General features: G+C 29.7%; 12 protein-coding genes. 1 reads left to right on the top strand and 11 read right to left on the bottom strand.

Annotation, left to right across the window (positions count from 1 at the left end):
- Positions 1–88: 88 nt before the first annotated feature.
- The 11 genes from fabZ to rpsB form a co-directional block, all read right to left on the bottom strand.
- Positions 89–538, bottom strand: a complete 450-nt coding sequence (gene fabZ, locus AB162_RS02345; protein ID WP_053097167.1) for a 3-hydroxyacyl-ACP dehydratase FabZ — start codon at positions 536–538, stop codon at positions 89–91.
- A 198-nt stretch (positions 539–736) separates the two neighbouring features.
- Positions 737–1,234, bottom strand: a complete 498-nt coding sequence (locus AB162_RS02340; RefSeq protein WP_053097166.1) for an OmpH family outer membrane protein — start codon at positions 1,232–1,234, stop codon at positions 737–739.
- 70 nt (positions 1,235–1,304) lie between these two features.
- Positions 1,305–3,719, bottom strand: coding sequence for an outer membrane protein assembly factor BamA (gene bamA / locus AB162_RS02335; RefSeq protein ID WP_053097164.1), 2,415 nt, complete (start codon positions 3,717–3,719; stop codon positions 1,305–1,307).
- A 1-nt stretch (position 3,720) separates the two neighbouring features.
- Positions 3,721–5,079, bottom strand: a complete 1,359-nt coding sequence (gene rseP, locus AB162_RS02330; protein WP_053097162.1) for a sigma E protease regulator RseP — start codon at positions 5,077–5,079, stop codon at positions 3,721–3,723.
- A gap of 29 nt (positions 5,080–5,108) precedes the next feature.
- Positions 5,109–5,951, bottom strand: coding sequence for a phosphatidate cytidylyltransferase (locus AB162_RS02325; protein ID WP_053097161.1), 843 nt, complete (start codon positions 5,949–5,951; stop codon positions 5,109–5,111).
- Between the two features lie 9 nt (positions 5,952–5,960).
- Positions 5,961–6,719 carry a (2E,6E)-farnesyl-diphosphate-specific ditrans,polycis-undecaprenyl-diphosphate synthase gene (gene ispU / locus AB162_RS02320; protein ID WP_053097159.1) on the bottom strand — a complete coding sequence of 253 codons (759 nt, stop codon included), beginning with the start codon at positions 6,717–6,719 and terminating at the stop codon, positions 5,961–5,963.
- A 139-nt stretch (positions 6,720–6,858) separates the two neighbouring features.
- Positions 6,859–8,055 (bottom strand): 1-deoxy-D-xylulose-5-phosphate reductoisomerase, encoded by a 1,197-nt coding sequence (ispC, locus tag AB162_RS02315; protein WP_053097154.1) that lies wholly within the window; start codon positions 8,053–8,055, stop codon positions 6,859–6,861.
- A 111-nt stretch (positions 8,056–8,166) separates the two neighbouring features.
- Positions 8,167–8,724: a ribosome recycling factor gene (gene frr / locus AB162_RS02310; protein WP_053097153.1), complete on the bottom strand. Its 558-nt coding sequence runs from the start codon at positions 8,722–8,724 to the stop codon at positions 8,167–8,169.
- Positions 8,725–8,761: 37 nt separating this feature from the next.
- On the bottom strand, positions 8,762–9,487 hold the full coding sequence (gene pyrH, locus AB162_RS02305; RefSeq protein ID WP_053097152.1) for a UMP kinase: 726 nt from the start codon (positions 9,485–9,487) through the stop codon (positions 8,762–8,764).
- A 92-nt stretch (positions 9,488–9,579) separates the two neighbouring features.
- Positions 9,580–10,401: a translation elongation factor Ts gene (tsf, locus tag AB162_RS02300; RefSeq protein ID WP_053097151.1), complete on the bottom strand. Its 822-nt coding sequence runs from the start codon at positions 10,399–10,401 to the stop codon at positions 9,580–9,582.
- Positions 10,402–10,479: 78 nt separating this feature from the next.
- Complete coding sequence (gene rpsB / locus AB162_RS02295; RefSeq protein ID WP_053097149.1) at positions 10,480–11,199, bottom strand: 30S ribosomal protein S2; 720 nt, start codon at positions 11,197–11,199, stop codon at positions 10,480–10,482.
- Between the two features lie 313 nt (positions 11,200–11,512).
- Here rpsB and map point away from each other — a divergent pair, with 313 nt between their 5' ends.
- A complete protein-coding gene (gene map, locus AB162_RS02290; RefSeq protein ID WP_053097147.1) occupies positions 11,513–12,304 on the top strand; it encodes a type I methionyl aminopeptidase in 792 nt (263 codons plus the stop codon).
- Positions 12,305–12,342: the final 38 nt, after the last annotated feature.

Genomic DNA, 12,342 nt, shown 5'->3' with positions numbered 1-12,342 from the left:
CAGACTAACTTATAAAAAAAAAGTTATTTTGAAACATTAATTAAAAATTTTTATTAGTATAATTGATCTAATTATTTTTATAATTAAATTAGTTTTCTTGTTTACGTGCACACATCATTAAAGCTTCGCAAGCTACTTCTCCATCAACTTTAGCAACACCTTGAAAACGAGCTACTCCACGACGTTCTTTAATAAATTTAACTTCTAAGATCATTTGATCTCCGGGCTGTACTGGACGTTTAAAACGTGCTTCATTAATAGCAGCAAAGTAGTATAGTTCACCTGGCGCTAGTTTACCTGCACTTTTAAAAGCTAATATACCAGTAGCTTGCGCCATAGCTTCCAAAATTAAAACACCAGGAAAAATTGGTTTTCCAGGAAAATGGCCTTGGAAAAAAGGCTCATTGAACGAAACGTTTTTTACAGCACATATAAATTGCCATTTTTTAAAATCTAGTACACGATCTATGAGTAGGAATGGAAAGCGGTGAGGCAAAATTTCTAATATCTCTTCAATATGTAGAGTATGATCATCCATATTCAAAATACTCTTATTTTTTTAATAAGAATTCTGGTAGTACAACAAATAAAATTAATTATATAATCTGATTTTTATCATCAGATAGCATCACGCAATAAGTAAATAATATATATATTACTAATAAATTATCGAAAAGTTATGTTAAAAAACTAGTGTACTTAGTTACACTGAATAATTATCTTTATAATATAAAAGTTATAATACCTGTTTAAGGACATCAGCAGTAATATCTTTAGTATTACTTGCGTAAGCAACAGCATTAGTATCTATGACTACATCATAACCTTCTTTACTAGCAATATTTTTAACTATATCTTTTATACTACTTAGTATTTTACTACGTTCTTCCCTTTGACGAAAATTTTGATTTTTTTCAAAGTTTTTAACTTTATTTGATAAAGTATCGCGCTGTTGAATTACTGATTTTTCTAGCTCGCTACGCTCACTTTCTTTCATAATAGAACCATCACGTTGTAAACGTTGTATTTGATTTTGTAGATCTTCTTCTATTAATTTTAATTCATTAATACTGTTTTGGAATTCCTTTTCTAGTTGTTGAGCTACTAAAGCAAATTGTGGAGACTGCTGTAAAATACTTAATATATTAACTACAGCAATTCTATCTGTAGCTAAGGTATCAGTATAGGTAAAAAATAGAAAAATTAAGCTAGCTGCATATAACCATTTTTTCACTATATACGACCTCCTGATTTTAATAAATTATTAATTTTAGATTATTAAATAAATAGTAAGTAATGTACTATTACCAATTTTTACCAATAGTCAACTGAAACTGTTCTGATTTATCGTTTTTATATTTTGTAATAGGCTGTGCATAAGAAAATACTATTGGCCCTAGTGGTGACATCCACTGTATAGCTATCCCACTAGAAATACGGATATTACTACTATTAGTATAGTCTGGAATTTTAGCTATATTATTAGTTGAGTAGGTATTTTTCCAATATGTATCCCACACATTACTCATGTCTATGAAGAATGATGTACGTACCAAATGGTCGTATTTATCTTTCAGTAAAGGTGTTGGAACAATAAGTTCAGCACTAGCAAGAGCTATTGCATTACCTCCGATGGTATCGTTTGAATTTTCTATAAAACAAGAATTGTTCTTTACACGATAATAAGCTGCTTTAGGACCAATACTATTCGTTCTAAAACCACGCATAGTACTAAAACCACCTGCATAAAAATTATCGTAAAAAGGAACTTCTTGACCGTATAGACCGTGAGCGTAACCAGCACTAGCACGTTCCAATAATACCCAGTGATTATCATTACTTAAAGAAGTATAATTGCATGCATCTAAGTTTATTTTATAATATTTGTTATCAGAACTAGGTACTGTTATTTTATTCGATACAGTAAGACGCGATCCAATAGTAGGAAAATTTTTCCTATTTAATTTGTTATATTCCCAAATTATATTAAAAAATAAATCATCAGCATAAAAATCTAATTCATCTTGATTTTTATTTCTGGTTATTGCTTTTGTATTAATATTGTTTCTGTTAAAATAACGGCATATAGCAACCTGAGGTTTAATATTAGTAATAGCGTTGTTTACATAATCTAAACCTAGATTTATAGCCTGATTATCTTTTATAGGAAAGCCAATTAAAGTAGAAAGACCATATTTTTTTCTATGATAATTAGATAACTCTTGATAATTAGAGTTATAATTGTTAACAAAAATTTTACTTGATAAGCTTACGCCATCAAGTGTTAAGTAAGAATCAGTTATCGATAGTGCCATTGATGTATGATAGTAATTTTTAGTTCCGCTGAATCCTACTAAGTTACCAGTACCAAGCCAATTATCTTGTTGAATACCAAAATTAAAGTTGATACCACTATCTGTGGTACCAAAGCCAATTCCAGCACTTATAGTTCCAGTATTTCTCTCTTTTACAGAATAAACTACATCAACTAAATCTAATGATTCTGGTATTTTGTCTATTTTTATTTCTACTTTTTCAAAGTAACCTAAACGATTCAAAGAATTTTTACCTTGATTTACTAAATTCATATTTAGCCATGATCTTTCCATCTGTCTAATTTCACGACGTAATACTAAATCTTTAGTTATATAATTTCCTTTAAAAATAATATTTCTTACATAGAAGCGTATACCTGAGTCGACTCTGATATGTAGTATCACTTTTTTATTTAATTCATTTATTTCCATCTTAGTTACAACGTTAGGATATGCATAACCATAACTTCCTAGTAACATTTGTATTTGTTTTGCTATATTGTTTACTTTAGTTATGCTATATAATTCTCCTTTGTTGAAAGTAGCTAGTTTTTTAATTTCTGCATATTTACCAGCTAAATTACCATATAATATAGTACCTTCTAATTGATACGGTGTTCCTTCTCTGATATTTATAGTAATATCAACCATATTTTTATCTGGCGTTAATTGGACGTTAGTAGAATTAATTTTAAATCTAGCGTAACCATGATCAAAATAAAATTTGCGCAAAGTTTCTATATCGCGATCAAACTTAATTTTTTTGTATATATTTTCACCTATAAAGTTCCACCAGGGAACATGATCATGTAATTTTAATTGTGAAATAAGTTCTTTAGTAGAAAAGGCTTTATTACCAATAATATTAATTTTTTTAATTTTAGCTGATTTACCTTCAGTAAATACTAGCTTTAAGTTTACGCGTTGGTGTTGTAGTGGTATTACTACCGCCTTAACGGTACTATTATATTTACCATAATGGTCGTATAAATTATTCAATGCTTTTTCAATATGAAAAATTGTAGTGCTGTTTAGTACTTTACCTAAATTAATACCATATTGATCTAAATAATGTATTAACTGATCATTATTTAATAGCTGATTACCAGATAATGTTATATTTGCAATAATTGGGCATTCTTTAACTTTTATGGTAATTGAAGAACCATTACGTATCACTCTAATATCATTAAAATTGCCAGTAGAAAATAATGAACGAATAGTATTATCAATATCTTCATTCGTTGCATTATGACCGACACTTATTGGGATCATAAGTAAAGCTGAACTAACAGTAATTCTTTTAAGTCCATCAAAATTAATATTTTTTATTGTAAATATATTTTGAGAACTATATAGAGTGGTACTAAAAAAAAATAGTACTATTATTATTAGCTTATTCATATTAGCATAGCCTAGCTATATCATTAAAAATAGCTAAAATCATCAATACAATTAGTATCATAGCACTTATATTATAACTAAATTCTTGTACTTTTGGCGATACTGGTCTACCTTTTAGCTTTTCAATTAATAAAAATAGTAGATTTCCGCCATCTAAAATGGGTAATGGAAATAAATTAATAATACTAACGTTTAGACTAATGAATGCTAAAAATATTAAGTAATATATTAATCCATATTCTGCAGATCTACCTGCACTTTTAGCTATATAAATAGGACCATGAAAATTATTAAATCTGATATCACCAGATATTAATTTACTAAAAATACTTATGGTTAACGTCATGAACTTATTAGTTTGGTTAATTGCCTGATTTAGTGCATTTAATGGTCCTGATGATAATAATTGTGTATATTTTTTAGGTAAAAAAATTGTTTTAGGTATTATGCCAGCAAAACCTTGTACTTTATTGTTGTTAAGTAATTTTTTTTCTGGAGTTAATATTACCTCCATTATCTTATCTTTACGATCGATTATCACTGTTAACTTATTACCAGGATTATCTCTAACCTTCATTATAAAATTTTGCCAATCAACTACTATTTTATCATCTACTTTAATAATCTTATCACCTACTTTTAAACCAGCTTTATCTGCAGCAGTACCTGATGTTATATCATCAATAATTGGCTCTATAGCAATAACTGGCTCTATACGCATATCACTAGGTATAATTCCTAATGCTAACAAAATATCATCTTTATTGTTTTGCTTATAATTAAAATTATTTAAATTAATTACTTTATTATTAATTTTTTCAGAATTAAATGGTGCTATGCCTATGCTAATTTTTTGTTTATCAATATTTTGTATCAGCTGTAAACGTACTGAATTCCAATTAGGGGTTGGTACATTATTAATTGACTTAATTTCCATGAATGGCTTAATTTTTGCCTGAGCAACAATAGAATTTGGATTTATCTTACTTATTATAGGAGGATAACTTGGTATACCTATCATAAATACAATCCAGTAGGCAATAATAGCCAAAATTATATTACATACTGGACCTGCTGTAATAATAGCAGCACGTTGCCAAATTTTTTTATTATTAAATGCTTCTGGATCTATATGATGATCTAACATTTTAACATAACCACCAATAGGAATCGCAGATATAATAAAATTAGTATTCTGTTGATTACGCCAACTAAAAATTTTTGGTCCTAAACCAATAGAAAATTTTTCTACTTTCACTCGAAAGATACGAGCTACAAAAAAATGACCTAATTCATGCACTACAATTAAAATACTTAGCAAAATGATAAAAGCAGCAAAATTCCAGTAAAAATGGAACATAATTTCTCCCAGTGCTAACTTAAATTGTGTTAAAGCCCTGTAGTATCTATTAGAAAAACAAAAACTGGAACAGCGGAAGTAAAGCTATCTATACGATCTAAAATTCCGCCATGTCCTGGAATTATATATCCACTATCTTTAATACCAGCTTCACGTTTAAACATACTTTCTGTTAAATCTCCTAAAACAGAAACTAATGCTACAACTGTAGAGTAAATAATTAGTTTAAGTTGAGTATAATTACTTGGTAATTTTGCATATTTAGAAAATATGAACATAATTATTTCAGATATTAATATACCACTTATTAGCCCTTCCCAAGTTTTACCAGGTGAAATTTTAGGTGATAGCTTGTGACGACCTAAAATACTTCCAAATATATATGCACCAGAATCAGCGCTCCATACTATAAGCATTAAATATAATAATAACCAAGAGCCTATAAAATGATCACTATTATAATTATAGTCTCGTAAATGTATGATCTCTAATAAAAAAGGAATGATAGTAAATCCACCAAACACTAAACGCAACCAGTTATAGCTACGCCATACACCAGCAGAACGCGGGTAAGATATTACTAACAGTAATGCTGTAATCCACCATACTAAGGATGACCATAAAATATACTTATTTAGTATATTCCATTTATTGATTAATAAACTAATTATATTGATTAGTAAACAAAAAAATATTACTAACAAACAGCGTTGGCTACTATGCTGTAATCCAGCTAATTGTCCCCATTCCCAAGCACTTAACATACATACTATTAATATAATTAGCTTAAATACTATTGGCGGAATAATAAAAATTATACCTATGACTATAGGTACTAGAATGCAGGCTGTGATAAAACGATAATTAAGCAATTAGCCCCCTCAATCGAACGACGATAGTTGTAAATCTTGATGTATCGTTCCACCAAAGCGTCGTTCTCTTTTAGCAAAAGCATTTAACGCTCCTTCAAAAACAACTTCGTCAAAGTCAGGCCATAATATATCTGTAAAAAATAATTCAGAATAAGCTATCTGCCATAGTAGAAAATTACTAATACGGTGTTCACCTCCAGTGCGTATAACTAAATCTACTGGGGCTAGTTCATTCATGCACATATTACTACATAATTCTTGTTCATCGATTTGATCAGGAAGTAGTATACCTTCTTTTACTTTAATTGCTAATTGCTTAACACTTTGTATTATATCCCAACGTCCACCATAGTTAGCAGCAATATTTAAGTTTAATCCATTATTATTGCTGGTAATTTCCTCAGAACGAAAGATACTTTTTTGTAAAGAAATACTAAAACGACTAATATCACCAATAATCTTTAAACGTACGTTATGCTTATTTAGGTTGGTAACTTCGCTATCTAATGCACAAATAAAAAGCTCCATTAGCGCTGAAACTTCTTGGTTAGGACGATTCCAATTTTCGCTGCTAAATGCATATAAAGTTAAAGAGTTTAAATTATTGTTAACAGCAAAACTCACTGCACGACGTACAGACTTAATACCAGCCTGATGACCAAATATTCTTAATTTTCCATGATTTTTAGCCCAGCGACCATTACCATCCATTATTATGGCTACATGCTGAGGTACTAATGAAAACATTATAGTTTTTTGTTTCAACATATGTAACACATACGTTTTTGTACGCTAGCTATATATTATTCATAATAGCATTTTTATTGTAATAAAACAAATAAGCTTGGTGTTGTTTGATAGTATGTTAAGTAGGAAAATTTATCTCAATATAAATATAAATTAATCTTTAGCGTTGTAAATAACGTATGCTGATATTAGCATTTTTACGAGCTTGATCATCAATAAATAATACATCCTCTATACTAGCTGGTTCTGAAAAATTTAAGTTATCAAGGACAATATTATTTACTGCAGCAATATCAGTAAAGCGAATTTTTTTATTCAAAAAAGCTGCGACAGCTACTTCGTTAGCTGCATTTAGTATGGTAGTTGCTGCCTGTCCGCTATTACTAGCATCTATCGCAAGTTGTAGACAAGGGTAACGTTCACTGTCTAGTTCATCAAAAGTTAGAGTACCAATTTTTAAAAAATTTAAAGTTTGTACTCCTGTTGATACTCTAGTTGGATATGCCATTGCATGAGCAATAGGGGTGCGCATATCAGGATATCCTAGCTGCGCTATAATACTTCCATCTACATAGCGTACCATTGAGTGAATTATAGATTCTGGATGTAGTAGCACTTCTATTTGGTCTGCTGATGCATTAAACAACCAACGTGCCTCGATATACTCTAGTCCTTTATTCATCATTGTTGCTGAATCAACTGATATTTTTCGTCCCATAGACCAATTTGGATGTGCACAAGCTTGATCTGATGTCATTTTTTCTAATGCTGATATCGGAGTGTTACGAAATGGTCCACCAGAACTAGTTAAAATAATCTGTGAAACACCATATTCAGTTAGGGAAATAGATCCTAAATCACTCTGAATTTGTTCAGGTAAACTCTGAAATATAGCGTTATGTTCACTATCTACTGGTAGTAGCTGTGCTTTGTGCTCACGTACCTCATTCATAAAAATACGACCACAAGTCACTAAGGATTCTTTATTAGCCAGTAATACTCTTTTACTTGCCCGTAGTGCAGATAATATTGGTAGTAAACCTGCAGTACCTAAAATAGCTGCCATTACTGTATCTATTTCATCTAAAGCAGCTAGTTCACAGATAGCCTTTGTACCTGAAACGACTTTAATATTCAGGCCAAATTTAGTTAAGTTAGTTTTAAGTTTTTTTGCTGCAAGCTCATTGGCCATTCCAACAAATAATGGACTAAAAACTAAACATTGTGTAGTCATTAAAGAAAAATTATCTTTTGCTACTAGTGCCCGTACAGTGAATTTATCAGGATTATTTTTTATCACAGCTAATGTATTGATTCCAATAGAACCAGTACTACCAAGTATCGTAAAATACCTCATATTTTAAATATTAATATTTAAGTTAGATAATGTGTGATTTCTATATATAAACTATATAATAAAAAAATTAGTAAATACTTTATTTAGCTCATACTACGTAGTATTTAATAATTAAAAATTAATTAATTCTCTTTCTTTTTCAGCAAGTATGCAATCTAATTTGTTAATCCATACTTCAGTTAATTTTTGCATATGAGACTGATATTTATGATCTTCATCTATACTTATTATTTTATTTTTTAATAGTGTTTTTACTTTATCGTTAGCATCTCTTCGCAAATTACGTACGTAAACCTTACTTTTTTCTGCTTCCCCGCGAACTAATTTTATTAGATTACGGCGTCTTTCTTCAGTTAGTGGAGGTAATATTAAGCGAATCCCCATACCAGATGAGTACGGGGTTAGACCTAAATCTGAAGAGATTATAGCTTTTTCTACTAATTTAATCAGTGATAGGTCAAATAAAGTAATAACTAAGGTACGCGAATCTTCAGCAACAATGTTAGCTAACTTACGTAAAGGTGTTATGGTACCATAGTAATTTACTTTAATCCTATCTAAAATGCTTGGAGAAGCACGACCTGTACGAAATTTACTAATATTAGTTTTGAATGATTCAACGCATTTTTCCATACGTACATCAGTATTTTTTTGTATTTCATTAATCACTTTATGCACTCTTATTAAAAATTGATCATTAATTATTTTATTTATTTGTAATAAGTGTTCCTTCTTTATGACCCATGACAACTCTAAATAAAGCCCCTTGTTTATTGATATTTAATACACGAATAGGTAAATTATGATCACGTGCTAATGTAAATGCAGCTAAATCCATAATTTTTAGCTCATTCTTTATGACATACTGATAACTTAATTGATCATAAAGTATCGCATTTGGATTATTTTTTGGATCTTCAGAAAAAACACCATCTACTTTAGTAGCTTTGAGTACGACATTTGCCTCAGTTTCTAGACCACGTAAGCAAGCAGCAGAATCAGTAGTAAAAAATGGATGACCTATTCCTGCTGTAAATATTACTACAATATTATTATCTAGTAGATTTATAGCCTTTTCTACACTGTATTTTTCACATATACCATCTAAAGTAATTGAAGACATAATACTAGTTTTTATATAAATACGCTGCAGAGCATTATTGATTGCTAAACCATTAATTATTGTTGCTAGCATCCCTATATGATCAGAGACTACACGATTTATACCAATCTGATTTAATATATTACCTCTAAATATATTGCCTCCTCCTATAACAATGCCTATCTGAATACGGAGTTTTACTAATGTTTGTATTTCCTTGGCTATATAGGTTAAAGCGCTAGCGTTTATTCCAAACTTATCGCTAACATTCAGTAGAGATTCTCCACTTAATTTTATTATTATACGTTGGTATATAGGTTTTAATTCCATGAATGATTTTTTCCTTTAGTTAACTATGCTGCGCTGCATTAAATTTATTTTTTAATTTTATTATTATGTTTGCAACTTGAACTAATTTTTAATCATTCGCCAACTTCAAATCTAATAAATTTGTTTACTATTATTTTATTGTTATATAATAACTGTTGTATAGTAATGCTAGGATCCATAACAAAATTTTGGTGAGTTAGAGAAATATTTTTGATAAACTGACGCATACGACCATCGATGATTTTTTTTGTTACTTCATCTGACTTATTAGATTGCATAGCAATATTAAGTTGTATTTGATACTCACGAGACATTACATGACTAGGGATATCATCTTCGTTAACATATTCAGGTTTAATAGCAGTAATATGCATAGCAATATTCTTAACTAATTGTTTTGATAACAAGACATTATTAGTAGTAGCTGATACTATAACACCAATACGTGTACCATGTAAGTATGAAACTATTATATCTTCTTCTATATTTCCTTTAAGAACACCTAACCTACTAATATTTATATTTTCGCCCATTTTATCGACTAGAGCGATACGTTGCTGTTCTAATTCTTCTTTTAGTACAGCTAAGTTTATTATCTGTTTATTTAATGCTGTAGTTACTACTTGCTCTCCAAATTGTATAAATTCTTTATTTTTTACTGCGAAATCAGTTTCACTATTTAGTTCTATTATTACACCATATTTGCTGTTTGTAGCTATTTTGATTAGTATTAAGCCTTGATTAGCTAAGCTTTTAGCTTTTTTATCGGCTGTAGCCTGCCCTAATTTACGTAAGTTATCAATTGCTAGTTCAATATCTCCATTAGCTTCAATTAATGCTTTTTTACATTTTATTAGTCCAATATTAGTACGATCACGTAGTTCTTTTACTAAAGAAGTAGTTATATCAGCCATTATTCTGTTAATCTCCACACTAAATAGCATTTAGATAAAAAATAATCTAGTTAAAACTAGTATAATAAAATACTAGTATTAGTTAGTTAATTCATTATCTGATAATGCTGCTGTATTAGAATTACGAGCTTCGCGTATAGAATTAGCTACAGCAGTTAAATATAGATTTATAGCACGAATAGCATCGTCATTTCCTGGAATAATAAAGTCTATACCATTCGGGTTTGTGTTAGTATCAACTACGGCAAAAATTGTAATACCAAGATTATTTGCTTCTTTAATTGCGATATGTTCGTGTTCTGCATCAATAACAAATAATGCATCTGGTAAACCACCCATATTTTTAATTCCACCTAGACTATTTTCTAATTTTTCTAAGTGACGAGTGCGTATCATTGCTTCTTTTTTAGTTAGTTTTTCTAATGTCCCGTCCTTAGATTGATTTTCCAATTCTTTTAAGCGCTTGATGGATTGACGAACAGTTTTCCAATTGGTCAACATTCCACCTAACCAACGATGGTTTACGAAAAATTGATCACAACTTGTCGCAGCATCTTTTATTGCTTCACTTGCTGCTCTTTTCGTTCCTACAAACAATATTTTTCCTTTGCGTAAGGCTATTTTTTTTATTTCAGCTAAAGCTTCATTAAACATCGGTACAGTTTGTTCTAGGTTAATTATGTGAATTTTGTTACGTGCACCGAATATAAACGGCTTCATTTTAGGGTTCCAGTATCTAGTTTGATGACCAAAGTGAACACCTGCTTGAAACATATCACGCATAAAAACAGTTGCCATATAAAACCTCTATGTCAATTTGTAATATTAGTAATATTATATATATATTTTATACTTAGAAGTATCCAATACGGTTAACTATAGCCTTTACGATTACAGGTATAGTACTTCTATGCTTTAATTAATATATTAATAAATTATTATATATTTAATAATTAATACATTTTTAGAGTAATTTATAACATAAACATAATTTATACTCTACTAAATGTTTAGTTTTTCAAGTAAATAATAATTATTTTGTAGTACTAGGTTAAGCTGATATCATAATTTTGCATTGTATTTATAACAGTATTTAACTCTTGAGATAATTATGTCGATAATAATTAAAACCACTGAAGATATTGCAAAAATGCGTATTTCAGGTCAGCTAGCCGCTGAAGTTCTAGAAGTAATCAAACCTTATATCAAACCTGGTATAAGTACTGGAGAACTTGATTTGATTTGTCATGAGCATATCACGAAAAAACAACAGGCTAATTCCGCATCTCTTGGCTATTATGGATTTCCTAAATCAGTATGTATTTCTGTTAATGATGTAGTTTGTCATGGTATTCCTAGCTACGACCAAAAACTAAAAGACGGAGATATAATAAATATTGATGTTACAATTATTAAAGACGGATTTCACGGAGATACATCAGCAATGTTTATAGTAGGTAAGCCTACTATTATCGGTGAAAGATTGTGTAGAATTACTAAAGAAAGTTTGTACTTAGCTATAAGTATAGTGCGTCCTGGTATTAGTTTACGTACTATTGGTAAAACTATTCAAAATGTAGTTGAATCAGCTAATTTTTCAGTTGTACGTGAGTATTGCGGACATGGAATAGGTAAAGGATTTCATGAAGAACCTCAGGTGCTACATTATGACATTGATGACTGTGGAGTAATACTAAAATCAGGTATGGCATTTACAATTGAACCGATGGTAAATGCTGGTGACTATAGAATACGTACTATGAATGATGGTTGGACTGTTAAAACTAAAGATCATAGCTTATCTGCTCAATATGAGCATACTATAGTCGTTATTGAAGACGGCTGCGAAATTATTACTTTACGTACTGATGAATCATTACCTAGAGTTATTAATCACAAATAATGATTATTATCATCAAAATTAATACAATTTTAATAAAG

This window comes from Candidatus Palibaumannia cicadellinicola (assembly GCF_001269425.1).
GTDB lineage: Bacteria > Pseudomonadota > Gammaproteobacteria > Enterobacterales > Enterobacteriaceae > Baumannia > Baumannia cicadellinicola_A.
This window is presented reverse-complemented; position numbering and strand designations above follow the sequence as displayed.

Excerpts from the sequence above, each read along its gene's own strand:
- fabZ (WP_053097167.1), bottom strand. The coding sequence starts at position 538 with ATGGATGATCATACTCTACATATTGAAGAGATATTAGAAATTTTGCCT.
- bamA (WP_053097164.1), bottom strand. The coding sequence starts at position 3,719 with ATGAATAAGCTAATAATAATAGTACTATTTTTTTTTAGTACCACTCTA.
- rseP (WP_053097162.1), bottom strand. The coding sequence starts at position 5,079 with ATGTTCCATTTTTACTGGAATTTTGCTGCTTTTATCATTTTGCTAAGT.
- ispU (WP_053097159.1), bottom strand. The coding sequence starts at position 6,719 with ATGTTGAAACAAAAAACTATAATGTTTTCATTAGTACCTCAGCATGTA.
- ispC (WP_053097154.1), bottom strand. The coding sequence starts at position 8,055 with ATGAGGTATTTTACGATACTTGGTAGTACTGGTTCTATTGGAATCAAT.
- pyrH (WP_053097152.1), bottom strand. The coding sequence starts at position 9,487 with ATGGAATTAAAACCTATATACCAACGTATAATAATAAAATTAAGTGGA.
- tsf (WP_053097151.1), bottom strand. The coding sequence starts at position 10,401 with ATGGCTGATATAACTACTTCTTTAGTAAAAGAACTACGTGATCGTACT.
- rpsB (WP_053097149.1), bottom strand. The coding sequence starts at position 11,199 with ATGGCAACTGTTTTTATGCGTGATATGTTTCAAGCAGGTGTTCACTTT.
- map (WP_053097147.1), top strand. The coding sequence starts at position 11,513 with ATGTCGATAATAATTAAAACCACTGAAGATATTGCAAAAATGCGTATT.